27 protein-coding genes are annotated in these 23,260 nt (G+C 71.8%); 19 read left to right on the top strand and 8 right to left on the bottom strand.

The features are described 5' to 3' along the window. Positions 1 to 85: 85 nt before the first annotated feature. Together KAK06_RS09025 and hprK are read left to right on the top strand one after the other, a co-directional pair. A complete protein-coding gene (locus KAK06_RS09025; protein WP_210801619.1) occupies positions 86 to 556 on the top strand; it encodes a PTS sugar transporter subunit IIA in 471 nt (156 codons plus the stop codon). A gap of 13 nt (positions 557 to 569) precedes the next feature. After that, positions 570 to 1,532 (top strand): HPr(Ser) kinase/phosphatase, encoded by a 963-nt coding sequence (gene hprK / locus KAK06_RS09020; protein ID WP_210801618.1) that lies wholly within the window; start codon positions 570 to 572, stop codon positions 1,530 to 1,532. Here hprK and fur read toward each other — a convergent pair. Further along, positions 1,486 to 1,959, bottom strand: coding sequence for a ferric iron uptake transcriptional regulator (gene fur, locus KAK06_RS09015; RefSeq protein WP_210801617.1), 474 nt, complete (start codon positions 1,957 to 1,959; stop codon positions 1,486 to 1,488). The two genes, hprK and fur, sit on opposite strands and share 47 nt — an antisense overlap. 138 nt (positions 1,960 to 2,097) lie before the next feature. Here fur and KAK06_RS09010 point away from each other — a divergent pair, with 138 nt between their 5' ends. The 9 genes from KAK06_RS09010 (at position 2,098) to KAK06_RS24555 (ending at position 11,389) form a co-directional block, all read left to right on the top strand. Next, complete coding sequence (locus tag KAK06_RS09010; RefSeq protein WP_210801616.1) at positions 2,098 to 2,661, top strand: outer membrane protein assembly factor BamE; 564 nt, start codon at positions 2,098 to 2,100, stop codon at positions 2,659 to 2,661. Beyond that, entirely contained in the window at positions 2,658 to 3,467 is an 810-nt protein-coding gene (dapB, locus tag KAK06_RS09005; RefSeq protein ID WP_210801615.1) for a 4-hydroxy-tetrahydrodipicolinate reductase, read from the top strand. The genes KAK06_RS09010 and dapB overlap by 4 nt, the downstream gene beginning before the upstream one ends. Beyond that, positions 3,467 to 4,111: a MotA/TolQ/ExbB proton channel family protein gene (locus KAK06_RS09000; protein WP_210801614.1), complete on the top strand. Its 645-nt coding sequence runs from the start codon at positions 3,467 to 3,469 to the stop codon at positions 4,109 to 4,111. The genes dapB and KAK06_RS09000 overlap by 1 nt, the downstream gene beginning before the upstream one ends. Then, positions 4,108 to 4,533, top strand: a complete 426-nt coding sequence (locus tag KAK06_RS08995) for an ExbD/TolR family protein (RefSeq protein WP_210801613.1) — start codon at positions 4,108 to 4,110, stop codon at positions 4,531 to 4,533. The genes KAK06_RS09000 and KAK06_RS08995 overlap by 4 nt, the downstream gene beginning before the upstream one ends. A 61-nt stretch (positions 4,534 to 4,594) precedes the next feature. After that, positions 4,595 to 5,152, top strand: coding sequence for a hypothetical protein (locus tag KAK06_RS08990; RefSeq protein ID WP_210801612.1), 558 nt, complete (start codon positions 4,595 to 4,597; stop codon positions 5,150 to 5,152). Between the two features lie 34 nt (positions 5,153 to 5,186). Further along, on the top strand, positions 5,187 to 7,844 hold the full coding sequence (gene leuS / locus KAK06_RS08985) for a leucine--tRNA ligase (protein WP_210801611.1): 2,658 nt from the start codon (positions 5,187 to 5,189) through the stop codon (positions 7,842 to 7,844). Next, positions 7,844 to 8,335 carry an LPS-assembly lipoprotein LptE gene (locus KAK06_RS08980; RefSeq protein ID WP_210801610.1) on the top strand — a complete coding sequence of 164 codons (492 nt, stop codon included), beginning with the start codon at positions 7,844 to 7,846 and terminating at the stop codon, positions 8,333 to 8,335. The genes leuS and KAK06_RS08980 overlap by 1 nt, the downstream gene beginning before the upstream one ends. Position 8,336: 1 nt before the next feature. Next, a complete protein-coding gene (holA, locus tag KAK06_RS08975) occupies positions 8,337 to 9,437 on the top strand; it encodes a DNA polymerase III subunit delta (protein ID WP_210801609.1) in 1,101 nt (366 codons plus the stop codon). A gap of 92 nt (positions 9,438 to 9,529) precedes the next feature. Continuing rightward, positions 9,530 to 11,389, top strand: a complete 1,860-nt coding sequence (locus tag KAK06_RS24555; protein WP_210801608.1) for a putative bifunctional diguanylate cyclase/phosphodiesterase — start codon at positions 9,530 to 9,532, stop codon at positions 11,387 to 11,389. A 19-nt stretch (positions 11,390 to 11,408) separates the two neighbouring features. Here KAK06_RS24555 and KAK06_RS08965 read toward each other — a convergent pair whose 3' ends face one another. From KAK06_RS08965 to KAK06_RS08945, 5 genes are read right to left on the bottom strand one after another with little or no spacing between them, the layout of a single operon-like run. Beyond that, complete coding sequence (locus KAK06_RS08965) at positions 11,409 to 11,891, bottom strand: CinA family protein (RefSeq protein ID WP_210801718.1); 483 nt, start codon at positions 11,889 to 11,891, stop codon at positions 11,409 to 11,411. A 17-nt stretch (positions 11,892 to 11,908) separates the two neighbouring features. After that, positions 11,909 to 12,460 (bottom strand): phosphatidylglycerophosphatase A family protein, encoded by a 552-nt coding sequence (locus KAK06_RS08960; RefSeq protein WP_210801607.1) that lies wholly within the window; start codon positions 12,458 to 12,460, stop codon positions 11,909 to 11,911. Next, entirely contained in the window at positions 12,457 to 13,422 is a 966-nt protein-coding gene (gene thiL / locus KAK06_RS08955) for a thiamine-phosphate kinase (RefSeq protein ID WP_210801606.1), read from the bottom strand. Before thiL ends, KAK06_RS08960 begins: the two co-directional genes overlap by 4 nt. After that, positions 13,409 to 14,245: an anti-sigma factor family protein gene (locus tag KAK06_RS08950; protein WP_210801605.1), complete on the bottom strand. Its 837-nt coding sequence runs from the start codon at positions 14,243 to 14,245 to the stop codon at positions 13,409 to 13,411. Before KAK06_RS08950 ends, thiL begins: the two co-directional genes overlap by 14 nt. 3 nt (positions 14,246 to 14,248) lie before the next feature. Beyond that, positions 14,249 to 14,782, bottom strand: coding sequence for a sigma-70 family RNA polymerase sigma factor (locus tag KAK06_RS08945; RefSeq protein WP_210801604.1), 534 nt, complete (start codon positions 14,780 to 14,782; stop codon positions 14,249 to 14,251). Positions 14,783 to 14,873: 91 nt separating this feature from the next. On the opposite strand from KAK06_RS08945, the gene trxC reads away from it, so the two are divergent. The 3 genes from trxC (at position 14,874) to KAK06_RS08930 (ending at position 18,139) form a co-directional block, all read left to right on the top strand. Next, positions 14,874 to 15,305, top strand: a complete 432-nt coding sequence (gene trxC, locus KAK06_RS08940; RefSeq protein ID WP_210801603.1) for a thioredoxin TrxC — start codon at positions 14,874 to 14,876, stop codon at positions 15,303 to 15,305. A gap of 63 nt (positions 15,306 to 15,368) precedes the next feature. Then, on the top strand, positions 15,369 to 17,327 hold the full coding sequence (locus tag KAK06_RS08935) for an aminotransferase class I/II-fold pyridoxal phosphate-dependent enzyme (RefSeq protein WP_210801602.1): 1,959 nt from the start codon (positions 15,369 to 15,371) through the stop codon (positions 17,325 to 17,327). Beyond that, positions 17,324 to 18,139, top strand: a complete 816-nt coding sequence (locus KAK06_RS08930) for a Rossmann-like and DUF2520 domain-containing protein (protein WP_210801601.1) — start codon at positions 17,324 to 17,326, stop codon at positions 18,137 to 18,139. Before KAK06_RS08935 ends, KAK06_RS08930 begins: the two co-directional genes overlap by 4 nt. Here the strand turns inward: KAK06_RS08930 and KAK06_RS08925 are convergent. Then, positions 18,127 to 18,582, bottom strand: coding sequence for a MaoC family dehydratase (locus tag KAK06_RS08925; RefSeq protein WP_210801600.1), 456 nt, complete (start codon positions 18,580 to 18,582; stop codon positions 18,127 to 18,129). The two genes, KAK06_RS08930 and KAK06_RS08925, sit on opposite strands and share 13 nt — an antisense overlap. A gap of 132 nt (positions 18,583 to 18,714) precedes the next feature. Between KAK06_RS08925 and KAK06_RS08920 the strand changes: the two genes are divergently transcribed. The 5 genes from KAK06_RS08920 (at position 18,715) to KAK06_RS08900 (ending at position 22,951) form a co-directional block, all read left to right on the top strand. Continuing rightward, on the top strand, positions 18,715 to 18,966 hold the full coding sequence (locus KAK06_RS08920; RefSeq protein ID WP_210801599.1) for a FeoA family protein: 252 nt from the start codon (positions 18,715 to 18,717) through the stop codon (positions 18,964 to 18,966). Continuing rightward, positions 18,963 to 20,855 carry a ferrous iron transporter B gene (feoB, locus tag KAK06_RS08915; protein WP_310741058.1) on the top strand — a complete coding sequence of 631 codons (1,893 nt, stop codon included), beginning with the start codon at positions 18,963 to 18,965 and terminating at the stop codon, positions 20,853 to 20,855. The genes KAK06_RS08920 and feoB overlap by 4 nt, the downstream gene beginning before the upstream one ends. A 2-nt stretch (positions 20,856 to 20,857) precedes the next feature. Continuing rightward, positions 20,858 to 21,085 (top strand): DUF6587 family protein, encoded by a 228-nt coding sequence (locus tag KAK06_RS08910; protein WP_210801598.1) that lies wholly within the window; start codon positions 20,858 to 20,860, stop codon positions 21,083 to 21,085. 37 nt (positions 21,086 to 21,122) lie between these two features. Beyond that, positions 21,123 to 21,701: a cob(I)yrinic acid a,c-diamide adenosyltransferase gene (locus KAK06_RS08905; protein ID WP_210801597.1), complete on the top strand. Its 579-nt coding sequence runs from the start codon at positions 21,123 to 21,125 to the stop codon at positions 21,699 to 21,701. Between the two features lie 77 nt (positions 21,702 to 21,778). After that, entirely contained in the window at positions 21,779 to 22,951 is a 1,173-nt protein-coding gene (locus tag KAK06_RS08900; RefSeq protein ID WP_210801596.1) for a hypothetical protein, read from the top strand. On the opposite strand, the gene KAK06_RS08895 is transcribed toward KAK06_RS08900, so the two are convergent. Beyond that, on the bottom strand, positions 22,952 to 23,260 hold the full coding sequence (locus KAK06_RS08895; protein WP_210801595.1) for a hypothetical protein: 309 nt from the start codon (positions 23,258 to 23,260) through the stop codon (positions 22,952 to 22,954).

Here is a 23,260-nt window from a genome sequence, read left to right as displayed (position 1 = left end):
CTGTCGATTCCTATAATCCGCAGCCTTTTGTCCGCCCGCCGACGCATGCGCCCGGCGCCCACGAACGTCCTCTGACACCGCCGCCATGAACCGCCTCGCCGCCATCCTGCCTGTTGCCAATGTGGCCGTGGGCGTGGACGCCACCAGCAAGAAGCGCGTGTTCGAGCACGCGGGTCTGCTGTTCGAGAACCAGCACGCCATCGCCCGCGCCACGGTGACCGACAACCTGTTCGCCCGCGAGCGCCTGGGCTCCACCGGTCTGGGTCACGGGGTGGCGGTGCCGCACGGCCGCATCAAGGGTCTGAAGAATCCGCTGGCGGCGGTGCTGCGCGTGCAACAGCCGATCGCCTTTGATGCCCCCGATGACGAGCCGGTCAGCCTGCTGATCTTTCTGCTGGTGCCTGAGGCGGCCACCCAGCGCCACCTGGAAATCCTCTCCGAGATCGCCGAGCTGCTGTCCGACCGCGACCTGCGCGAGAAGCTCAAGACCGAAGCCGATCCGGCCGAGGTGCACCGCCTGATCGCCGGCTGGGAGCCGCTGAAGTCGGTGGCCTGAGCCCCGCTGCTGCGTGAAACCCATCTCCATCAGCGCCGAGGCGCTCTTCGAGGAGCACCAGCCGGCCCTGAAGTGGGAGTGGATCGCCGGCCACGCCCATCCCGAGCGGCGCTTTGATGAATCCGCGGTGCGCGATGCGCGCTCCGCCGCCGACCTGGTCGGCTACCTGAACTACATCCACCCCTACCGGGTGCAGCTGGTGGGGCGCCGCGAGGTGGCCTACCTGTCCGAGACCGCCGCCGCCCCCGAGGTGCAGGAGCGCCGCATCCAGCGCATCGTCACGCTGGAGCCGCCGGTCATCATCGTCGCCGATGGCGAACGCGCGCCCGATCGGCTGGTGGCCATGTGCGACCGCGCCGAGATCCCGCTGTTCACCACCCAGCACTCCGCCGGTCATGTGATCGACGTGGTCCGCGCTTACCTCAGCCAGCTGATGGCCGAGCGCACCACGCGCCACGGGGTCTTCATGGACATCCTGGGCGTGGGCGTGCTGCTGACCGGCGAATCCGGCCTGGGTAAGAGCGAGCTGGGCCTGGAGCTGATCTCGCGCGGCCACGGCCTGGTGGCCGATGACGCGGTCGATATCTACCGCGTGGCGCAGAACACCCTGGAGGGCCGCTGCCCCGAGCTGCTGCTGAACCTGCTGGAGGTGCGCGGCATCGGCCTGCTCGACATCAAGGCCATCTTCGGCGAGACGGCCGTGCGCCGCAAGATGCGCGTCAAGCTGATCGTCCACCTGGTGCGCAAGGAGACGATGGACCGCGAGTTCGAACGCCTGCCCTACGAACCCCTCTACGAAGAGGTGCTGGGCGTGCCGGTGCGCAAGGTGGTGATCGCGGTGGACGCCGGCCGCAACCTGGCGGTGCTGGTGGAGGCCGCGGTGCGCAACACCATCCTGCAGCTGCGCGGCATCGACACCTACCAGGAATTCATCGCCCGCCACCAGGCGGCAATGGACCAGAACCGGGATTCTTGACCGCCGGGCGGTGCTCGCAGTGCTCGCGCGTGCACACCGCGTACAGCGACAGCGCATGCTCCTGCAGCTGGAAGCCGTTGCGCGCAGCGATGTCGCGCTGGCGCGCCTCGATCTCGGGGTCGTAGAACTCCTCCACGCGGCCGCAGGTCATGCAGACCAGGTGGTCGTGGTGCTGGCCCTCGTTGAGCTCGAACACCGACTTGCCCGACTCGAAATGGCTGCGCGCCAGGATGCCCGCCTGCTCGAACTGCATCAGCACCCGGTAGACGGTGGCCAGGCCGATGTCGGACCCCTCGGCCAGCAGGGCCTTGAAGACGTCCTCGGCCGTCATGTGCCGCAGCGTCGAGGTCTGGAAGACTTCGAGGATGCGGATGCGCGGCAGCGTGGCCTTCAGGCCACTGCTCTTGAGTTCGTCGGCGTGCGTCATGGCGGGGTGTGGAGCCGGGCGCGTACCCCGGACGGGGCGCACCGCTAGAATCACCCGATCATAGCCACCTCGGCGGCCACCGCGCTGTGGCGGCCGAGCGAAACCCTGCGACGCGCGTCGCCTGCCCCGTCCTGCCGCATGCCGATCCCGAACCTTCCCCGCGCCGCCGCCCGTCGGCTCCCCGCTCTGGCGCTCACGCTGGCGGTCACGCTCGCGAGCAGCGGCTGCGCTGTGGTCGACCAGTCCATGCACGCCATGGCCGGCCTGCTGACGCCCTACCGCGCCGACATCCTGCAGGGCAATGTCGTCACGCGTGAACAGTCGCAGAACCTGAAGCCGGGCCTGAGCCGCGACCAGGTCCGCCAGCTGCTGGGCGCGCCGCTGCTGGCCGATCCCTTCCACGCTGACCGCTGGGACTATGTCTTCATGATCCGGCGCCAGGGCGTCGAGCCGCAGCGCCGCAACCTGGTGATCTGGTTTGAGGGCGAGCGCGTCAGCAAGATCGAGGGCGCCGAGATGCCCAGCGAGTACGAATTCGTCGCCGCCATGTCCAAGGCGCCCCCCTCCGAGGGTAGCCGCAAGCTGGCCCTGACCGACGAGGAGCGCCAGGCCCTGCCGCCGCCCGCCCCGCGCGCCGCCGCCTCGTCGGCCTTCGCGCCGCTCGGCGCTGCGCGCAGCTATCCGCCGCTGGAGCCGCAATGAGCACGGCGCCGCTGCGCGTGGCGGTGGCCGGCGCGTCCGGCCGCATGGGCCGCATGCTGATCGAGGCGGTCCAGGCCGCCGATGACTGCGTGCTGGCCGGTGCGCTGGACATCCCCGGCAGCCCGGCGCTGGGCCATGACGCCACCGCCTGGCTGGGCCAGACCAGCGGCGTGGTCATCACCGCCGACCTCGACCAGGGCCTGTCCGGCGCCGAGGTGCTGATCGACTTCACCCGCCCCGAGGGCACGCTGGCCCACCTGGCCGCCTGCCGCCGGCTGGGCGTCAAGCTGGTCATCGGCACCACCGGCTTCACCGAGGCGCACAAGGCCGAGATCGCCGCTGCTGCGCAGCACACGGCGGTGGTCATGGCGCCCAACATGAGCGTCGGTGTCAACGTCGTGCTGCGCCTGCTGGACATGGCGGCGCGCGCGCTCAACCAAGGCTACGACATCGAGGTCATCGAGGCCCACCACCGCCACAAGGTCGACGCCCCCAGCGGCACTGCGCTGGCGATGGGCGAGGTGGTGGCCGCGGCGCTGGGCCGCGACCTGAAGGACTGCGCGGTCTATGGTCGTGAAGGCCACACCGGGGCGCGCGATCCGTCCACCATCGGCTTTGCCACCGTGCGCGGCGGCGACATCGTCGGCGACCACACCGTGCTGTTCGCCGGCATCGGCGAGCGCATCGAGATCAGCCACAAGGCCTCCAGCCGGGTGGGCTACGCCCAGGGCAGCCTGCGCGCGGCGCGCTTCCTGCGCGGCCACGCCAGCGGCCTGTTCGGCATGACCGAGGTGCTGGGTCTCTGATGGACGGCCTGGCCGGCTTCTGGGCGCAGAGCGATGCCGTCGGGCGGGCGGTGGCGGCGCTGCTGCTGCTGATGTCCATCGGCGCCTGGGTGGTCATCCTCTGGAAGGTATGGGTGCTGCGCCGTGCGCGCCGTGGCCTGGCCGAGGGCATCGCGGCGTTCTGGGAGGCGCCCGACCTGGCCCAGGCGCGCGAACGCGCCGCCGCGCTGGACCCTGAAGGCCTGCTGCGCCCGCTGATCGACGCCGCGGCCGCCAGCGCCCCCGCCGGCACGCTGCAGGACCGGGCCAACGTCGGGGACCAGCTCACCCGACGCCTGCGCGACGCGCTACACCGCGCGCTGGCCCACCTGCAGACCGGCCAGGTCTTCCTGGCCTCGGTGGGCTCCACCTCGCCCTTCATCGGCCTGTTTGGCACCGTCTGGGGCATCTACCACGCGCTGCTGGGCCTGGGCACCGGCGGCGCCATCAGCATCGAGCGCATCGCCGGCCCGGTCGGCGAGGCCCTGGTGATGACCGCCGCCGGCCTGGCAGTGGCCATCCCGGCGGTGCTGGCTTACAACCTGTTCGGCAAGTGGGTGGGTGCCTGCGAGGCCGAACTGGAAGGCTTCGCGCATGACCTGCGCGGGCTGGCGCTGGCCTCATGAGCTTTGGCCGGCTCGAGCGCACGTCGGCGCCCGCGCCGATGAGCGACATCAACATGACGCCGCTGATCGACGTCATGCTGGTGCTGCTGGTGATCTTCATGGTCACCGCGCCGCTGATGGCCAGCAGCCTGCGCCTGGACCTGCCCGCCACCGAGGGCGCCACGCCCAGCGAGGCGCCCCAAACGCTGATCGTGGCGCTGGACGCCGAGGGCCGGATCTTCATTGCCGAGGAGCGCAGTGATCTGGCAACGCTGGGTCGGCAGGCCGAACGCACGGCACAGGAGAACCCCCGCACCGAGGTGCAGCTGCGCGCCGATGCCCGCGTCCCCTACGGCCAGGTGGCCGAGGTGCTGGGCGTGCTGCAGACCGCCGGCCTGAGCCACATCGCCTTCGTCGCTCAGCCCAAGCCTGCGCCGAAATAGGGATGGCCCGGCGCCCGCGCGCCCCGGGATACTGCGCGCCTCACCCTGCCGGAGGCTGCGCATGAAACACATCCTGCTGACCCTGCTCCTGGGCACCGTGCTGGCCACGCCGGCCCTGGCCGGCAAGCACCCCACCTACAAGTTCGACACCGACGCCCAAGGCTGGACCACCTTCGATGGTGGTGACATGGTCTGGGTGGGTGGCGATCCCAAGCGCGGCGGCTACCTGCAGATCACCGACGTCACCAGCGGCGACTTCGTCATGATCCCGCCGCCCGAGTCGCTGGGCGACTGGTCGGCCTATGTGGGCGGCAGCCTCAGCTTCGTGGCCCGCAACGGCAACAACGACCTGCCCGACTGGCCGCTGTTCGGCACCCTGGTGCTGGGCAATGGCGTGACCACGCTGTCGCTGGACCTGGTCCCCGACAACGCCCCGCCGGCCGATGGCCGCTGGCACCGCTACACCCTGCCACTGGACACCGCCACCTGGGGCCCCGACCTGCCCGCGGTGATGGCCGCCCTGAGCGTGCTGACGCTGAAGCTGGAGTACCACAACGGTGTCAGCGAGGTGGTCCACTTCGACAGCTTCAAGGTGCGGCCGCCGCTGCCCACGCGCTGAACCTGCCGGGGGCGGCGCCTCCTACAATCCGGGGATGAACGACAAGTACGCCCCCGCAGAGGTTGAGCGCGCCGCCCAGGCCCACTGGAACGCGGCCGATGCCTACCGCGTCACCGAGGACGCTTCCAAGGCCAAGTTCTACGCCTGCTCCATGCTGCCGTATCCCAGCGGCAAGCTGCACATGGGGCATGTGCGCAACTACACCATCAACGACATGCTCGCCCGCCAGCTGCGGATGAAGGGCATGAACGTGCTGATGCCCATGGGCTGGGACGCCTTTGGCCTGCCGGCCGAGAACGCGGCCATGAAGAACAAGGTGCCGCCGGCCGCCTGGACCTACGCCAACATCGCCCACATGAAGGGCCAGATGCAGGCCATGGGCCTGGCGATCGACTGGTCGCGCGAGGTGGCCACCTGCGACCCGGCCTACTACCGCTGGAACCAGTGGCTGTTCCTGAAGATGCTCGAGAAGGGCATCGCGGTGCGCCGCACCCAGGTCGTCAACTGGGATCCGGTGGACCAGACCGTGCTGGCCAACGAGCAGGTGATCGACGGCCGCGGCTGGCGCTCGGGCGCGCTGGTCGAGAAGCGCGAGATCCCCGGCTACTACCTGAACATCGTGCAGTACGCCGAGGAGCTGCTGTCGGCGGTGGCCAACCCCGAGGACCCCAACTACCTGTCGGGCTGGCCCGAGCGCGTGCGCCTGATGCAGGAGAACTGGATCGGCAAGAGCGCCGGTGTGCGCTTTGCCTTCCCGCACCAGATCCGCGGCGCTGATGGCGCGCTGATCCAGGACGGCCGGCTGTACGTATTCACCACGCGCGCCGACACCATCATGGGCGTCACCTTCTGCGCGGTCGCGCCCGAACACCCGCTGGCGGCGCATGCCGCCGCCGGCAACCCGGCCGTGGCCGACTTCATCGCCGAATGCGCCCAGGGCGGCACCACCGAGGCCGAACTCGCCACGCAAGAGAAGAAGGGCGTGCCCACCGGCCTGACGGTCACCCACCCGCTGACCGGCGCCGAGGTGCCGGTCTGGGTGGGCAACTACGTGCTGATGAGCTATGGCGACGGCGCGGTGATGGGCGTCCCGGCGCATGACGAGCGCGACTTTGCGTTCGCGCTGAAGTACGGCATCGAGATCCGCCAGGTGATCGCCGCCGACGGCGAGACCTTCAGCGACAGCGCCTGGGCCGACTGGTACGGCGACAAGCAGCGCGCGGTGTGCGTCAACTCCGGTGCGCTCGACGGCCTGTCGCACAAGGCGGCGGTCGACAAGGTCGCCGAGCTGCTGGCCGCGAAGGGCCTGGGCGAGAAGAAGACCACCTGGCGCCTGCGCGACTGGGGCATCAGCCGCCAGCGCTACTGGGGCACGCCGATCCCGATCATCCACTGCGAATCCTGTGGCGCCGTGCCGGTGCCCGAGAAAGACCTGCCGGTGGTGCTGCCCGAGGACCTGATCCCCGACGGCAGCGGCAACCCGCTGAACAAGTGCGAGGCCTTCCTGAACGTGGCCTGCCCCTGCTGCGGCAAGCCGGCGCGGCGCGAGACGGACACGATGGACACCTTCATCGATTCGTCCTGGTACTACATGCGCTACTGCGACCCCACCAAGACCGACGGCATGGTGGGCGCGGGCACGCAGTACTGGATGGCCGGCGGCGGCATGGACCAGTACATCGGCGGCATCGAGCACGCGATCCTGCACCTGCTGTACGCGCGCTTCTGGACCAAGGTGATGCGCGATGTGGGCCTGGTCACCGTGGCCGAGCCCTTCAAGCGCCTGCTCACGCAGGGCATGGTGCTCAACCACATCTACAGCCGCAAGACCGAGCAGGGCGGCATCGAGTATTTCTGGCCGCACGAGGTGGAGAACGTCTTCGACGCGTCCGGCAAGGCGGTGGTGGGCGCCAAGCTCAAGGCCGATGGCTCGCCGGTGGATTACGGCGGCATCGGCACGATGTCCAAGTCCAAGAACAACGGCGTTGACCCGCAGGAACTGATCGACCGCTATGGCGCCGACACCGCGCGCCTGTTTGTGATGTTCGCCAGCCCGCCCGAGCAGACACTGGAGTGGAATGACGCCGGCGTGGAGGGCGCGCACCGCTTCCTCAAGCGCGTCTGGGCCTTTGGTGCGAAGAACGCCGAGGCGCTGAAGGCCGCAGCCGACGGCGGCACCGAGCTGCGCGCTGATGCGAAGGCCCTGCGCCGCGAGGTCCACCTGGTGCTCAAGCAGGTCAGCTACGACTACGAGCGCATGCAGTACAACACCGTCGTCTCCGGCGCGATGAAGCTGCTCAACGCGCTGGAAGCCTTCAAGAGCGACGGCTCGGTGGGCGACGCAGCGGTGCTGCGCGAAGGCCTGTCGGTGCTGCTGCGTGCGCTCTACCCCGCCTGCCCGCACATCACCCACGCGCTCTGGGTGGACCTGGGTTACGCCGCGCGCCTGGGCGATCTGCTCGACGCGCCCTGGCCGCAGGTCGACGAGACCGCGCTGGTGCAGGACGAGATCGAACTGGTGCTGCAGATTGCCGGCAAGATGCGTGGCGCGGTCAAGGTGCCGGCCGACGCCGACAAGGCGGCGATCGAGGCCGCGGCGCTGGCCAGCCCCGAGTTCGCCAGGTTCAGCGACGGCAAGCCGGCGAAGAAGGTCGTCGTCGTGCCGGGCCGGCTGGTCAACATCGTCGTCTGATGCGGCGCCGCTGTGGCCTGGTCCTGCTGGGCGCCGGCCTGCTGGCCGGCTGCGGCTTCCAGCTGCGCCAACCCACCGAGGTGCCCTTCGAGCGCATCGCGCTGAGCGGCTTCGCGCCGCGCTCGGCCATGGCCGAGGCGCTGCGCCGCGAGCTGCCGGCGCGGGTGCGCATCGTCGACGCCGCGGCCCAGTCCGAGGTCCAGCTGGTGGCCGACGAGGACGTGCTGCACCGCACCGTCGTGGCCTCCACGGCGGCCGGCCAGGTGCGTGAATTCCGGCTGCGGGTGCGGCTGCGCTTTCACTTTGCCAACCCGGCCGGCGAGGCCCTGGGCGGCGTGACCGAGCTAGAGCAGATGCGCGACCTCAGCTACTCCGAGACCGCCGCGCTGGGCAAGGAGGTCGAGGAGGCGGCGCTGCTGCGCGAGATGCGCGCCGACATCGCCCGCCAGGTGGTGCGGCGCCTGGCCGCGCTGGGCCAGACCGGGCGCTGACATGCAGATCCGCGCCGACCAGCTGGTCCCCACGCTGCAGCGCCAGGGCCTCAAGCCGATCTACACGATCCATGGCGACGAGCCGCTGCTGGCGCAAGAAGCGGCCGACCTGCTGCGCGCCAAGGCGCGCGACGAGGGCTATACCGACCGCCAGGTCTTCGTCGTCAGCGGCGCCCACTTCGACTGGAGCGGCGTGCTGGGCGCGGCGCAGTCGATGGGCCTGTTTGCCGACCGCCAATTGATCGAGATCCGCATCCCCTCGGGCAAGCCCGGCAAGGAGGGCGGCGCCGCGCTGCAGCAGTACTGCGAGCAGATCAGCGAGGGCGTGCTGACCCTGGTGCACCTGCCGCGGCTGGACAAGCAGCAGCTCGCCAGCGCCTGGTTCTCGGCGCTGGACGCCGCGGGCGCCACGCTGCGCGTCGACCCGATCGAGCGCCACCAGCTGCCCGCCTGGATCGGCCGCCGCCTGGCCGCCCAGGGCCAGCCGGTGCCGCCGGGCGAGGAGGGCGAGCGCGCGCTGGCCTTCTTCGCCGACCGCGTCGAGGGCAACCTGCTGGCCGCCCACCAGGAGCTGCAGAAGCTGGCCCTGCTGCACCCGCCGGGCGAGCTGGGCCTTGAGCAGATCGAGGCGGCGGTGCTGGACGTGGCGCGCTACGACGCCCGCCAGTTTGTCGCCGCGGTGCTGAGCGGCCAGGTCGGCCGGGCGCTGCGCATGCTCGATACGCTGAAGGCCGAGGGCGAGGCGCCGGTGCTGGTCCACTGGACCCTGGCCGAGGAGCTGCGCGCGCTGCAGCGGGCGCGCGCGGCACTCGACAGTGGCAAACCGATGCCGATGGCGCTGCGCGAGGCGCGGGTCTGGGGCGAGCGCGAACGGCAGTTCGAACGCCTGCTGCCGTTACTCGAGCGTGACTCGCTGGCCGCCCTGGTGACCGCCGCCAGCCAGTGCGACGGCCTGGTCAAGGGCCTGCGCCACCCCGGCTGGCCCACCGATCCCTGGGACGCCTTGCGCCGTTTGGCCTTGTCAGCCTTGGAGATTTCCGGCCGCAGCGGGCGCCGCGGCGCGTCGTCCGGCCGGCTGGCGCTGCATCTGTCCACCCCCTAAAGCGGGATATCCCTGGGCCTTGCGTCGGCCCGACGTGGCGACAGAATGGGGCCGTCCGGTTGATCGCGTCCGGGCAAGCCCAGCCGCCCCCCATGCCCCACCCCGAACGACGTCAGCCGAAGCGCCCGCTGAATCGGCCCGCCACCCGCTCGCCCGCCACGGTGCGCCCGTCTGCGCCCGCGGCGCGCGGTGCGGTGTCGCTGCGCCTGCTGCTGATGGTCGCGCTGGTCGCTGCGCTGCTGCTGCCGGTGATGGTGCTCAGCTGGCTGGCCCCGCAGCCGTCGGCCTCGCTGGAGCTGCTGCCGGTGCTGGCCTGGCAGGTGGGTGCGGTGCTGCTGGTGCTCACCGCCGTCTGGATGCTGGGCGTGCTGCGCCCGCTGATGCGGCTGCGCGCCGCCGCCATCGGCCTGGCCGACCTGCGCGGCGAGGGGGTGCAGGTTTGCCGCCCCGGCTGGCGTCCGCTGGGCAGCGAGCTCGACCAGATCACGCGTCTGCTGCAGCAGGCCCAGGGCCGCATGGCCGGCCTGCTGGGCGAGCTCGAAGAGCGCCACCGCGAAATGCACCGCATGGCGATGTACGACGCCCTGACCGGCCTGCCCAACCGCCGCATGCTGCGCGAGATGTTCGACCGCGCCGCCGCCCAGGCGCGCCGCCAGGGCCGGCCGATGGCGGTGCTGTTCATCGACCTGGACCACTTCAAGGAAGTCAACGACCGCCACGGCCACCCCGCGGGCGACGAGCTGCTGCAGACCATCGCCCGGCGCCTGCAGGACACGCTGCGCCGCGCCGACCTGATCGGCCGCCTGGCCGGCGACGAGTTTGTGGCCCTGCTGCAGGACGCCAGCGACCCGCAGCACCTGGCGCACACCACGCTGCGCGTGATCCATGCGGTCGAGCAGCCGGTGCCGCTGGATGGTGGTCGCATCCAGGGCGAGGTCTCGGCCAGCGTGGGCGTGGCCCGATTCCCGGCCGACGGCGACGATTTCGACCAGCTGCTCGACCACGCTGACCAGGCCATGTACCAGGCCAAGATGTCGGGCCGCGGTCGCTTTGCGTTGTTCCAGCCGCAGCTGGCGCCAGGCGAGCGGCCGGCGGGCACCGATGGCGAGATGCTGCGCGCCTTCGACGACGACGAGCTGCAGCTGTTCTTCCAGCCGGTCATCGACACCGAGACCGGCCAGGCCGTGGGCGCCGAAGCCCTGATCCGCTGGCAGCACCCCAGCGAGGGCCTGCTGCCGCCCTCGCGCATCATCCACCGCGCCGAGGAAACCGGCGCGCTGCACCGCCTGGAGCTGCGCACGCTGGACCAGGCCTGCGCCCAGTTGGCCGCCTGGCGGCGCATGGGCCTGAAGCCGGGCAAGGTCTCGATCAATGTGTCGGCGCCCGAGTTCCGCCATGCGGCCTGGGCCGAGGAGCTGGGCCAGGCGCTCACCCGCCATGGCATCCATCGCGGCGAGCTGGCGGTCGAGCTGACCGAAGGCACGCTGATGGGTGACGCCGAAGACACCACCCAGCGCCTGCGCGCGCTGCGCGCCCTGGGCGTGCCACTGGTGATTGACGACTTCGGCTCCGGTCCGATTTCGCTGGCCCGCCTGGGCGAGCTGCAGCCGGCGATGGTCAAGCTGGACCCGGGTTTCGTGCAGCGCCTGCCGCACGACCTGGCGGCCCGCGCGCTGGTCTCGGGCATCGTCGGCCTGGCGCGCAGCCTGGGCATCACCGTGATCGCCGAGGGCGTTGAAACCGAAGCCCAGCGCGACATGCTGGCCGATCTGGGCTGCCCGCTGCAGCAGGGCTACCTCTTCGCCCGCCCGCAACCGGCGCTGCCCGAGCCCGCCTGGCCGCTGCCCCATGCCGATGCCGAGCTGGAGGCCTGGCCGCTGGAAGGCGCCAACGATGCGCTGCTGACCCCGCTGGACGCGCTGCAGCCCAACCGCCAGCTCGGCCTGCGCTGAGCCTGCGCCGCCGTCGCGCTCAGCCCAGCGCGTCCACCAACATCGCCAGCGCGCGCGCCACCGTGGCGCTGCGCACCGCGGTGCGCCCACCCTCGAAAACCTGGCACTCGGCCCGGGTGTCGCCCCCGCGCTGTCCCAGCGCCAGCCACACCGTGCCCACCGGCTTGGTCGCTGAGCCGCCGCCCGGCCCGGCAATGCCGGTCACCGCCAGCGACCAGTCGGCGTCGCTGTGCTGCAGCGCACCCTCGGCCATTGCGCGCACCACCGGCTCGCTCACCGCGCCGTGGCGCTCGATCAGCGCGCTGGGCACGCCCAGCAGCTCGTGCTTGGCGGCATTGCTGTAGGTCACGAAGCCGCGCTCGAACCAGTCGGACGAGCCGGCCAGCAGCGTGCAGCTGGCGGCGATCAGGCCGCCGGTGCAGCTTTCGGCCGTGGCCAGGCGCTGGCCGCGGGCGCGCAGGTCTTGCGCCACGCGGTCCAGCAGCGGCGCCAGCGCGTCCAGGTCATCGATCAGCCGGATCACGTGCCGGCCCGCCACAAGGCCATGACGATCAGCGTGCAAAAGGCCGCCACCAGATCGTCGAACAGGATGCCAAAGCCCTGGCGCCAGCCCGGAGCCTCGCCAGGCTTGGCCTTGAAGAGCTGGTCGGCCCAGCCCACCGGGCCGGGCTTGGCGGCGTCGAACAGGCGGAAGAGCGCAAAGGCCACCAGCTGCGTCCACCAGCCCGCCGGCGTCACCACCCACAGCACCAGCCAGATCGCCAGCCACTCGTCCCAGACCACGGCGCCGGGGTCGGCGGTGCGCATCGCCTGCGCGGTGCGGGTGCAGGCCCACCAGCCCACCACAAAGCCGGCCAGCAGCAGCAGCGCCCATTGGGTGTCGTCCAGCCGACCCTCCAGCAGGTGGAAGACGGCCCAGGCCCAGAGCGTGCCCACCGTGCCCGGCGCCACCGGCGCCAGGCCACTGCCAGCGCCGAGCGAGATGAAGTGCAGCGGCGAGGACAGCAGCAGCCGCCAGTCGGCGCGCCGCGGGGCGCCGACGATCTGGGCGTCGCTGATCGTATCGCTCATGCTGTGGCGAAATGGTCAAAGCCGCGCCAGCCGCGCAGGTCCAGCGCGCGGGCCTGGGCATCGCGCACCACCAGACCCGGCTCGGCGGTGACGCGGCCGATGCGGGTGAGCGCCACGCCGGCCGCGGCGCCCGCAGCGCGCACGCCGGACTCATGGGCCTCGGGGGCGCTGAACAGCAGCTCGTAGTCGTCGCCCCCGGCCAGCAGGCAGGTGCGCTGCAGCGCGGCTGGCTGGGCGGCCAGCAGGGGACTGCGCGGCAGCGCGGCCTCGTCCAGCTCGGCGCCCACGCCGGAGCGCGCCAGCACATGGCCCAGGTCGCCCAGCAGGCCGTCAGACAGGTCGATCGCCGCGCTGGCCACGCCGCGCAGCGCGCGGCCCAGGGCGACGCGGGGCGTGGGCGTTTCCATCGCCCGGCGGGCCTGCTCGAAGCCCTCGCCGGCCAGCGCCACGGTGCCGCGAAAGGCCTCCAGCGCCAGCCGCGCATCGCCCAGCGTGCCGCTCACCCACAGCGCATCGCCCGGCCGTGCGCCACTGCGCAGCAGCGCCTCGCCGGGGGGCACCTCGCCGAAGACGGTGATGCCGATCGTCAGCGGTCCGGCGGTGGTGTCGCCGCCGACCAGCTCGATGCCGTGTTTATCGGCCAAGGCCAGCAGGCCCTGGGCGAAGGGGGCCAGAAAGGCCTCGTCGGCGCGCGGCAGGGCCAGGCTGAGGGTGAAGGCCAGCGGCTCGGCGCCGCTGGCGGCCAGGTCGCTGAGGTTGACCGCCAGCGCCTTGTGGCCCAGCCGCGCCGGGTCGACGGTGGACAGGAAATGCCGGCCCTCGACCAGCAGGTCGGTCGACACCGCCAGCTGCAGGCCGGGGCGAACGCGCAGCAGCGCGCAGTCGTCGCCCACGCCCAGCGCGGCGCGCTGCACCGGGCGGCGGAAGAAGCGGTCGATCAGCGCGAATTCACCGAGGGCCATGGGCGGCATTGTCGCCCACGCCCTGCGCCGCACCCTGCTGGTAGATCGCCTCGGCCAGCGCCAGCAGCTCGGCCTTGGGCAGGGCGCCGGTCAGCGCATAGCCGGCGCCGCTCTCCACCCAGTAGAACTGGCCCAGGCCGTCCTGCTCGCGGTACTGGAAGGCGGCGGGCGTGCCGGCCTCGGGCTTGCGCAGGTAGACGGTGACGCGGCCGCCGTCGGCACGCTCGTACATCAGCTGCGCGCCGGGCGCACCGCCGTCGGGCAGCAGTCGGCCGCCCACCAGCTGGTAGCCGCGGGCCTGCAGGTCGAACAGCTTGACCGGCACCGCCAGGCGCTTGGTCAGCCAGGCGGCCAGGTGCTGTTCCTGGGCGGCGATGGCCTGGCCGTCGTCGCCGCGCACCGACACCTCCACCGGGTGGCGTTTCTCGGGCACGTAGACGGCGTGGGCGGCGGCAGCGCGCTGCACCCAGGGCGTGGCCGCGGCCAGTGCGGTGTCGCCGCCGCTCCAGCGCCCCGCGGCAAAGCCGGCCAGGCCGGTGGCCAGGGCCAGCGCGGCGGCCAGCGCCGGGCGGCGCCAGGCACCGTCGTTGGCGGGCGCGGCCTGCAGGCGCTGCACCCAGGCGTCGGGCAGCGGCTCGGCCAGCTCGGCGTCCAGGCGCTGACGCAGCGCGTCACGGTCGGCGGCCCACAGGCGCACGCGGGCGGCTTCTTCAGGGTGGGCTTGCAGCCAGGTCTCGACGGCAGCGCGCTCGGGCGGCGGCAGCTCGCCGTCCAGCCAGGCCTGCAGGCGGGCGTCGGTCGGGGAGGGGGAAGAAGGGTTCATGGTTCAGACCACGCGTTTGAGCGGCACCGGCGGTCGCGCCGGCGGCGCGCCGTCCAGCGCCTGGCGCAGCGCGGCGCGCGCGCGCGACAGGCGCGACATCACCGTGCCGGCCGGCAGCTGCAGCACCTCGGCGCACTCGGCATAGCTCAGTTGTTCCACGCCCACCAGCAGCAGCACCTCGCGGTGCAGCGGCGCCAACTGGGCAAAGGCCGCCAGCAGATCGATGCGCAGCCCCGGGTCGCGCGGGCCGTGGTGGGCCTGGGCGTCCTGCAGCTGCGCCAGCTCGTCGGGCGGCAGGCCCTGCCAGCGGCGGTCGCGGCGCAGGCTGTCGTGGTGGGCGTTGTGGGCGATCGACAGCAGCCACACCAGCAGATCGCGCCGCTGGTCGAACTGGTGCCAGTGGCTCAGCGCCCGCTCGATCGTGCCCTGCACCAGGTCGTCAACGCCGGCGGCGTCGTGTACCAGGGTGCGGGCATAGCGCCGCAGCCGCGGGAGGGCATCCAGCAGCTGGCGGCGGAAGGGCTCGGGGGCGTGCATCACTCGGTAGACGTGGCGCGGTGCCCGAATATTCCCACGGCACCCGGCCGAGCCTCTTGAAATACCGCTGCCGGTACCCATGATGCACAGCATGGACACCTCCCACGCCCCCCACATCGTCTGCACCCACTGCGGCGCCACCAACCGCGTTCCGGCCGAGCGCCTGGCCGACGACCCCAGCTGCGGCCGCTGCGGCCAGGCGCTGCTGCCCGGTGAGCCGGTCGAGCTGACCGATGCCAACTTCGCCGCCGTGGTGAACGGCACCGACCTGCCGGTGATCGTTGACGTCTGGGCCGCGTGGTGCGGGCCCTGCCGGATGATGGCGCCGCAGTTTGCTGCCGCGGCCGCGCAGATGAAGGGGCGCGCGCTGTTCGTCAAGCTGGACTCCGACACCCACCAGCGCACCGCCGGCGCGCTGGGCATTCGCAGCATCCCCACGCTGATCAAACTGCAGCGCGGGCAGGAGCTGGCGCGCCAGTCCGGCGCGATACCCGCCGCGCAGATCGTTGCCTTTGCGCGCTGATCGCCGCCGAATATTCGGCGGCAGGGCGCCTACACTCGGCACTCCCACCAGGAGTGCTCCTCGATGAAACCGGTCACCCATGTGCTGGTCGTCAGTGCCGACCCGGCCTGGCGCCAGCCGGTGTGTGACGGCCTGAACCAGGCCGCCGCCCAACGCGACAACCCCCACGGCCTGCTGGCCGTGCCCTGCGCCTGCGACACCAGTGCGCTGGAAGCCGCCCTGTCCACCCAGCACGGCGCCGACGTGCAGGTGGTGCTGGTCGACCACGGCCCCGCCGGCAGCGGCCAGGGCCCGGCCGCGGTGCTGCTGGCGCAGCGCCTGATCGACGCGCGGCCCGAGCTGTCGCTGTACATGGTGCTGGAGGACGACGCCGACAAGCTGCTCGTCGAGCAACTCGCCAGCGATGCGGTCGACGGCTACTTTTTCCGTGGCGAGGACGACCCCTCCGGCTGGCTGCGCATCCTGGCCGCCGAGGTGGCCGAGAAAGCCGACACGCCCTTTTATGACGCGCTGCGCGACTACGTCGCCCAGGCCAAGGACAGCTGGCATACGCCCGGCCATGCCGGCGGCGACGCCTTCAAGAACAGCCCCTGGGTGGGCGACTTCCACGGTTTTGTGGGCGACGAGATGCTGCGCGCCGACCTGTCGTGCAGCGTGCCGGCGCTGGACTCGCTGCTGCACCCCACCGGCGTGATCGCGCAGGCACAGCGGCTGGCGGCCAAGGCCTTTGGTGCGCGCGCCACCTACTTCGCCACCAACGGCACCAGCACCTCCAACAAGGTCATCTTCCAGAGCCTGCTCACCCCCGGCGACAAGCTGCTGCTGGACCGCAACTGCCACAAGAGCGTGCACCACGGCGTGATCCTGTCGGGCGCGCGGCCGGTGTACCTGGATTCGGCGGTGAACCGCCACTTCGGCCTGTTCGGCCCGGTGCCCAAGGCCACGATCGAGCGCGCGATCGCCGAGCACCCGGATGCGAAGGTGCTGATCCTCACCAGCTGCACCTACGACGGCCTGCGCTACGACCTGCGCCCGATCATCCAGATGGCGCATGCGGCGGGCATCAAGGTGATCGTCGACGAGGCCTGGTACGGCCACGCGCGCTTCCACCCCGAGCTGCGCCCCACCGCGCTGGAGTGCGGCGCCGACTACGCCACGCAGAGCACGCACAAGGTGCTGTCGGCCTTCTCGCAGGCCAGCATGATCCACGTGAACGACCCGGGCTTTGACGAGCACCTGTTCCGCGAGAACTTCAACATGCACGCCAGCACCAGCCCGCAGTACACGCTGATCGCCAGCCTGGACGTGGCGCGCAAGCAGGCGGTGCTGGAGGGCTACCGCCTGCTCGACCGCTCGCTGGCCTATGCGCGCGAACTGCGCGAGAAGATCAACGCCACCGGTGCCTTCCGCGTGCTGTCGCTCGAGGAGCTGCTGCCCGAGGAGCTGAAGGACGATGGCATTCGCCTGGACCCGACCAAGCTCACCATCGACATCAGCGCCAGCGGCTGGAGCGCCGACGCGCTGCGCGACGAGCTGATCGGCCGCTTCAACATCCAGGTCGAGAAGAACACCCACAACACGCTGACGCTGCTGCTGACCATCGGCACCACGCGCTCCAAGGTCTCGCGCCTGTTCGACGCCATGCTGCGCCTGGCCAAGGAGCGCCGCACGCCGCTGACCTACGCCCGCATGCCGGAAGCACCGCGCTTCAGCACGCTGGCCTGCCTGCCGCGCGATGCCTTCTACGAGGCCGGCGAGCGCCTGCCGCTGCTCGACGAGTCGGGCCAGCCCAACTCGGCGCTGTCGGGCCGCGTCTGCTGCGACCAGATCGTGCCCTACCCGCCAGGCATCCCGGTGCTGGTGCCGGGCCAGGTGATCGAGCCCGCGGTGGTGTCCTACCTGGTGCGCCTGCTGCAGACCCAGCGCAGCATCGACCTGCACGGCCTGGCCACGCAGGACGGCGAATGGCATCTGCGCGTGCTGACCGCCGCCGAGCAGGCGGCACTGCCGCCGGTGCGATGACCCGCCTCAACCTGGTGGGCGCCGGCCGCGTGGGCCGCACGTTGGCGCGGCTGTGGCAGCGTGCGGGCGTGATGCAGGTGCAGGCCGTGCTGACCCGCCAGGCCGACAGCGCGGCGCAGGCCGTGGCGGTGATCGGCGCGGGTCGGCCCGTTGACCGGCTGGATGACATGCCGCCGGCCGATCTCTGGCTGCTGGCGGTGCCCGACACCCAGATCGCGCCCGTGGCCGCGGCGCTGGCGGCCGCTGGCCAGCCACCGGCCATCGCCTGGCACGCCAGTGGCTTCCTGCCCGCGTCCGAGGCCGCGCCACTGCAGGCCGCTGGATGGTCAGTGGCCAGCACCCACCCGGCGCTGAGCTTTGCCGATGTCGACCAGGCCAGCGCGCAGTTCCCCGGCACGCTGTGCGCGCTGGAGGGCGACGCGCCCGCGGTGGCGTTGGCGCGCCATGCCTTCCAGGCGATCGGCGGCCAGTGCGTGGACCTGGCTGCGGCCGACAAGCCGCTCTACCACGCCGCCGCGGTGTTCGCGTCCAACTTCGCGCCGGTGCTGCAGGCGGTGGCGGCCGGGCTGTGGCGCGATGTCGGCCTGCCCGCCGAGCGGGCCGACGCCCTGGCCGCCGGCTTCCTGCAGCGCGCGGCGGCCAACCTGCAGGCCCTGGGCCCGCGCGGCGCGCTGACCGGCCCGGCGGCGCGCGGCGACACGCGGGTGCTGGCCGAGCAGGGCGCGGCGCTGGCCGCGCACGACCCGCTGCTGGGCCAGGCCTATGCGGCGCTGAGCGCGCTGGCCCAGCGCCTGGCGGCTCAGAGCAGGTAGCGCGCCAGCGACTCGGCCACGCAGGCCGGCTTGGGCGCGCCGTCGCGCTCCACCGTCACCTCGTTGCGCAGCTGCCAGCCGCCGTCGATCGGCTCGCAGGCCACCAGCTTGAACACGCCGCGCAGCCGGCTGCCCACCGGCACCGGCGACGGAAAGCGCACCTTGTTCAGGCCGTAGTTCAGGCCCATGCGCACGCCGTCCACGCGGAAGGCCTGCTCGCTCATCACCGAGATCAGCGACAGCGTCAGAAAGCCGTGCGCGATCGTCGTGCCGAACGGCCCGGCGGCGGCGCGCGCCGGGTCCACATGGATCCACTGCAGATCGCCGGTGGCCTGGGCGAAGGCGTCGATGCGGGCCTGGTCGATCAGCATCCAGTCGCTGGTGCCCAGCACCTGGCCCACGAGCTTCGGCAGGTCGGCGGCGGCGTGGACGGTCAGGCTCATCAAGGGCTCCAGGGCATGAACAACAAGGCGCCGACGATAGCGTTGCCGCCCCGCCACGGCTGTCGCCTCGGTTACCCGACTGCGATTGTTGGTGATGCGAACCATTCTCATTTGTCGGGCACAATCGGCCGCATGAACCTGGCCGACCTGCCCAACGGCGCGCATGCCACTGTCACCGCCCTGGCCGAGCACTCCGCCGACCTGGACGCTGACCAGCTGCGCCGCCTGGGCGAGCTGGGCTTTCTGCCGGGCGAGCCGGTGCAGGCGCTGCGCCGCGGGCCGGGCGGCCGCGAGCCGCTGGCGGTGTGCATCGGCGACACGCTGATCGCGCTGCGCCAGGTCGAGGCGCGCTGCGTGCAGGTGCGCCTGCAGGACCGGGCGTGAACGCCGCGCTGCTCTCGCGTACCCACGCCGGGCCGCCGCGCTCGGTGGCGCTGGTGGGCAACCCGAACTGCGGCAAGACGGCGCTGTTCAACCGCCTGACCGGCGCGCGCCAGAAGGTGGCCAATTACAGCGGCGTCACGGTCGAGCGCAAGGTGGGCACCGCGCGCCTGCCCGACGGCAGCACGGTGCAGGTGGTCGATCTGCCCGGCACCTACAGCCTGCACCCGGTGTCGGCCGACGAGGAGGTCACGCTCGAGGTCATCGAGGGCCGCCGCGCCGGCGAGGAGGCGCCCGACCTGATCGTCGCCGTGGTGGATGCCACCAACCTGCGCATGAACCTGCGCCTGGTGCTGGAGCTGCGCCGCATCGGCCGGCCGATGGTGGTGGCGCTGAACATGATGGACACCGCGCGCCACCAGGGCCTGCGCCTGGACCGCGAGCGCCTGGCCGAGGAACTGGGCTGCCCGGTGGTCGAGACCGTGGCCATCGCCAGCCACGGCCACGAGGCCCTGCTGGCCGAGCTGGCGCGCGACCTGCCGCCGGTGCACCAGCATGTCGATGGCCGCCATGTCGAGACCCCCGACGCCCGCGCATTGCAGAACGAGGTGCGCCGCCTGCTGGCCCTGGTGGCCAGCGGCGCCGCGCCGGCCACGCGCTTCCATCCGCGCCTGGATGCCTGGCTGATGCACCCGGTGGGGGGCCTGCTGATCCTGGCCGCGCTGCTGTTCGTGATGTTCCAGGCGGTGTTCACCTGGGCCGAGGCGCCCAAGGGCCTGATCGAGGACGGCGTGGCCGCGCTGGCCGGCGTGGTCGAGGCCGGCATGGCCCCGGGGCCGCTCAAGAGCCTGCTGATCGACGGCGTGCTGGCCGGCGCTGGCGGCGTGCTGGTCTTCCTGCCGCAGATCCTGATCCTGTTCGCCTTCATCCTGGCGCTGGAGGACTCGGGTTACCTGCCGCGCGCGGCGTTTTTGCTGGACACGCTGATGGGCAAGGTGGGCCTGTCGGGCCGGGCCTTCATCCCGATGCTGTCCAGCTTTGCCTGCGCGGTGCCCGGCATCATGGCCACGCGCAGCATCACCCACTGGCGCGACCGCCTGGCCACCATCATGCTGGCGCCGCTGATGACCTGCTCGGCGCGGCTGCCGGTCTACACCCTGCTGATCGGCGCCTTCGTGCCCGAGCGGGGCATCGGTCCCGGCGGCTGGCTGGACCTGCGCGGCCTGGTGATGTTCGGCCTGTATGTGGCGGGCGTGGCGGCGGCAGCGGCGGTGGGCTGGGCGCTCAAGCGCAGCTGGCTGAAAAGCCGCTACCAGCCGCTGATGCTGGAGCTGCCGCCCTACCGCTGGCCCAGCCCGCGCACGCTGGCGATCGGCCTGTGGGAGCGGGCGCGCATTTTCATCGCCCGGGTGGGCACCATCATCTTTGCGCTGACCGTGGTGCTGTGGTTCCTGGCCACCTGGCCGGCGCCACCCGACGGTGCCACGGCGGCGCCGATCACCTACAGCCTGGCCGGCCAGATCGGGCGCGCGCTGGAGTGGGTGTTCGCGCCGATCGGCTTCAACTGGCAGATCTGCATCGCGCTGATCCCCGGCCTGGCGGCGCGCGAGGTGGTGGTGGGCGCGCTGGGCACGGTCTACGCGCTGTCGGCCAGCGGCGACGCGGTGGCCGACGCGCTGAGCCCGCTGCTGGCCGCGCAGTGGTCGCCGGCCACCGCCTATGCGCTGATCGCCTGGTTCATCTTTGCGCCGCAATGCCTGTCCACGCTGGCCACGGTGCGCCGCGAGACCAACCACTGGCGCTACCCGCTGATCATGGCCGGCTACCAGACCGCCTTGGGCTACCTGGCCGCCTTCATCACCTACCGGGTCGCGCTGGCCTGGGGAGGCTGAGCATGCAGTCACTGATTGTCGCGGCCATCGTCATCGTCTGCGTCCTCTACGCCAGTTGGTCGCTGATGCCGGCCGGCTGGCGCCGTGCGCTGGCGCAGCGCCTGCGGCACTGGCCCGGCCTGGGCCGCTGGCGCGCCGTGCAGCGCGCGGCCGGCGGCGGTGGCGCGGGCTGCGGCGGCTGTGGTGACTGCGGCGAGGCCCCCATCCAGATCGTGCGCCGACCCCGCTGAGCGTGCGGCCCGGCCGGGCCCGCTACCATCGCTCTCCATGGCCAACCGTCTCACCCAGATCGCCACCCGCACCGGCGACGACGGCACCACCGGGCTCGGCGACGGGCAGCGGGTGCCAAAGACCCATGCGCGCATCGCCGCGATGGGCGATGTCGATGAACTCAACTCCCAGCTCGGCGTGCTGCTGGCCGAGCCGCTGCCGCCCGATGTGCGCGAGCTGCTGGTGGTGATCCAGCACGAGCTGTTCAACCTGGGCGGCGAGCTCTCCATCCCCGGCTTCACGCTGCTCAAGGATGAGGCCGTGCTGCGCCTGGACGAGGCGCTGGCGCACTACAACGCCACGCTGCCGCGCCTGGCCGAGTTCATCCTGCCGGCCGGCACCCGCAGCGCCGCGCTGGCCCATGTGGGCCGCACCATCGCCCGCCGCGCCGAGCGCGCGGTGGTGGCGCTGGCCGCCGCCGAGCCGGTCAACGAGGCGCCACGCCAGTACCTGAACCGCCTGTCGGACCTGCTGTTCGTGCTGGCCCGGGTGCTCAACCGCGCCAACCTCGACGGCCTGGGTGGCGACGACGTCTACTGGCGCAGCGAGCGGCTGCAGCGCGACGGCGGCGCGTGAGCCATCCGGGCGGCTCACCTGGCGTAGACCAGTGAGAGCGCCCGCGCATCCTGCGGGCCCCACCCGGAGGAGACACCATGTCCGTTCGTCACCTGAGCCAGGCCGTCCTGCTGGCCGTATCCCTGCTTGGCGCGGCGCAAGCCGAGCCGCTGCAGTTCGTCGGCACCCCCAAGCTGGAGATCACCAGCGGCGCCCCAGCCCAACTGGCCGCCACCCGCCGCGTCGCCATCGCCAACCTGGTGCTGGAGGTCCAGACCAAGGTCAAGGCCGAGTACGTCACCGGCCGCCTCAGCAAGGTGCTGCTGCACCGTGACAACACCAGTGCCACCAACACCCTGAAGGGCTACAGCATCCCGGCGCTGCAGGCGGCAGCCGATCAGCTGCACGCACAGCTGGTGCAGCGGCTGACGGCGGCGGGCTTCGAGGTTGTTCCCACCGAGGAGCTGGCCCGCGCCGAGGGCTACCAGGAGCTGCAGAAGTCCATGGGCTACCCGAGCGGCCACGCCTGGAGCAACGAGGAGGGCAACAGCTTCCTGGTCAGTCCTGCGAAGCTGCCGATCTACCTGCCCAACGTGGCCGAGATGCCCAGCTTCAGCAACAACAAGAAGGGCGTCGGCGCGGCCGATGAACCCTCACCCGGTTTCGGCGCCGGCATGAAACGCGCCGGCGAGGGCACCTACTTCGCTGGCCGCGAGGTGGCGCTGGCCAAGGCGCTCAACGCCCACCTGCTGAAGGCCTGGTATGTGGTGGGCTTTGGCGAGGCCACCGCCGAGACCGGCTGGGACGGTCGGCAGAACACCCTCAGCGGTGGCGGCTTCAGCACCACCGTCACGCAGGGCGCCACCCAGAGCACCAGCGCCAACGCCCAGCTCTACCTGCGCCAGGAGGCCACCCGCCTGGCCCTGCGCCACCCTGGCGGCGACACCGCCTATGTGCGCACGCAGTCCATGCCTGGTGGCCAGCGCGCCAACGATGGCGATCTGGTGATCCGGCTGGACGAAACGGTGATCGGTGCGGCCGACTTCCTGGCCGGCGGTGGCGTGCAGAAGAAGGCCGAGGAAAACAACACCTCGGCGTCCGTGATGAACCTGGGCCTGGGCCTGCTCAAGGGCCTGGCCGGCCAGTCGGGCGGCCTGGGCGACAGCCGGCAGGACTACGTGACCCAGGCCGACCCCGAGCGCTTCGCGCAGCGCTCGGCCGAGGTCATCGGCTGGGTGCAGGACGCGCTGGTCGCCCGCCTGAAACCCTGATCAGCTGACCTTCATGGTCTGCAGGTTGATCGTCACCGCCGGGCGCTGCAGCTGACCCAGCACCGCGCGGGCGAAGGCCTGGCGCAGCGCTTCGTCAGCAAAACCGGTGGGGCCGATCTCCTGGGCCAGCACCAGCAGCTTGTCGGTGGTCAGCAGCTTGCCGCTGGGGCGCAGCGGCTCGCATTCGCGGCGGGTGAACTCCTCGTCCAGCCAGCGGCGCGCGTCCAGGGCGTCGGGCAGCTGGGCCGCATCGACGGCGATCTCCACCGTCGTCTGGTCGTCGAACTGGATCAGCAGGTCGTGGCGCAT

The organism is Ideonella aquatica (genome assembly GCF_018069755.1).
Classification (GTDB): Bacteria; Pseudomonadota; Gammaproteobacteria; order Burkholderiales; family Burkholderiaceae_C; genus Ideonella; species Ideonella aquatica.
This window is presented reverse-complemented; position numbering and strand designations above follow the sequence as displayed.

What these genes read in the sequence shown, in the direction of transcription:
- KAK06_RS09025 (WP_210801619.1), top strand. Translation starts at nt 86, where the DNA reads ATGAACCGCCTCGCCGCCATCCTGCCTGTTGCCAATGTGGCCGTGGGC.
- fur (WP_210801617.1), bottom strand. Translation starts at nt 1,959, where the DNA reads ATGACGCACGCCGACGAACTCAAGAGCAGTGGCCTGAAGGCCACGCTG.
- KAK06_RS09010 (WP_210801616.1), top strand. Translation starts at nt 2,098, where the DNA reads ATGCCGATCCCGAACCTTCCCCGCGCCGCCGCCCGTCGGCTCCCCGCT.
- dapB (WP_210801615.1), top strand. Translation starts at nt 2,658, where the DNA reads ATGAGCACGGCGCCGCTGCGCGTGGCGGTGGCCGGCGCGTCCGGCCGC.
- KAK06_RS09000 (WP_210801614.1), top strand. Translation starts at nt 3,467, where the DNA reads ATGGACGGCCTGGCCGGCTTCTGGGCGCAGAGCGATGCCGTCGGGCGG.
- KAK06_RS08995 (WP_210801613.1), top strand. Translation starts at nt 4,108, where the DNA reads ATGAGCTTTGGCCGGCTCGAGCGCACGTCGGCGCCCGCGCCGATGAGC.
- KAK06_RS08990 (WP_210801612.1), top strand. Translation starts at nt 4,595, where the DNA reads ATGAAACACATCCTGCTGACCCTGCTCCTGGGCACCGTGCTGGCCACG.
- leuS (WP_210801611.1), top strand. Translation starts at nt 5,187, where the DNA reads ATGAACGACAAGTACGCCCCCGCAGAGGTTGAGCGCGCCGCCCAGGCC.
- KAK06_RS08980 (WP_210801610.1), top strand. Translation starts at nt 7,844, where the DNA reads ATGCGGCGCCGCTGTGGCCTGGTCCTGCTGGGCGCCGGCCTGCTGGCC.
- holA (WP_210801609.1), top strand. Translation starts at nt 8,337, where the DNA reads ATGCAGATCCGCGCCGACCAGCTGGTCCCCACGCTGCAGCGCCAGGGC.
- KAK06_RS24555 (WP_210801608.1), top strand. Translation starts at nt 9,530, where the DNA reads ATGCCCCACCCCGAACGACGTCAGCCGAAGCGCCCGCTGAATCGGCCC.
- KAK06_RS08960 (WP_210801607.1), bottom strand. Translation starts at nt 12,460, where the DNA reads ATGAGCGATACGATCAGCGACGCCCAGATCGTCGGCGCCCCGCGGCGC.
- thiL (WP_210801606.1), bottom strand. Translation starts at nt 13,422, where the DNA reads ATGGCCCTCGGTGAATTCGCGCTGATCGACCGCTTCTTCCGCCGCCCG.
- KAK06_RS08950 (WP_210801605.1), bottom strand. Translation starts at nt 14,245, where the DNA reads ATGAACCCTTCTTCCCCCTCCCCGACCGACGCCCGCCTGCAGGCCTGG.
- KAK06_RS08945 (WP_210801604.1), bottom strand. Translation starts at nt 14,782, where the DNA reads ATGCACGCCCCCGAGCCCTTCCGCCGCCAGCTGCTGGATGCCCTCCCG.
- trxC (WP_210801603.1), top strand. Translation starts at nt 14,874, where the DNA reads ATGGACACCTCCCACGCCCCCCACATCGTCTGCACCCACTGCGGCGCC.
- KAK06_RS08935 (WP_210801602.1), top strand. Translation starts at nt 15,369, where the DNA reads ATGAAACCGGTCACCCATGTGCTGGTCGTCAGTGCCGACCCGGCCTGG.
- KAK06_RS08930 (WP_210801601.1), top strand. Translation starts at nt 17,324, where the DNA reads ATGACCCGCCTCAACCTGGTGGGCGCCGGCCGCGTGGGCCGCACGTTG.
- KAK06_RS08925 (WP_210801600.1), bottom strand. Translation starts at nt 18,582, where the DNA reads ATGAGCCTGACCGTCCACGCCGCCGCCGACCTGCCGAAGCTCGTGGGC.
- KAK06_RS08920 (WP_210801599.1), top strand. Translation starts at nt 18,715, where the DNA reads ATGAACCTGGCCGACCTGCCCAACGGCGCGCATGCCACTGTCACCGCC.
- KAK06_RS08910 (WP_210801598.1), top strand. Translation starts at nt 20,858, where the DNA reads ATGCAGTCACTGATTGTCGCGGCCATCGTCATCGTCTGCGTCCTCTAC.
- KAK06_RS08905 (WP_210801597.1), top strand. Translation starts at nt 21,123, where the DNA reads ATGGCCAACCGTCTCACCCAGATCGCCACCCGCACCGGCGACGACGGC.
- KAK06_RS08900 (WP_210801596.1), top strand. Translation starts at nt 21,779, where the DNA reads ATGTCCGTTCGTCACCTGAGCCAGGCCGTCCTGCTGGCCGTATCCCTG.
- KAK06_RS08895 (WP_210801595.1), bottom strand. Translation starts at nt 23,260, where the DNA reads ATGCGCCACGACCTGCTGATCCAGTTCGACGACCAGACGACGGTGGAG.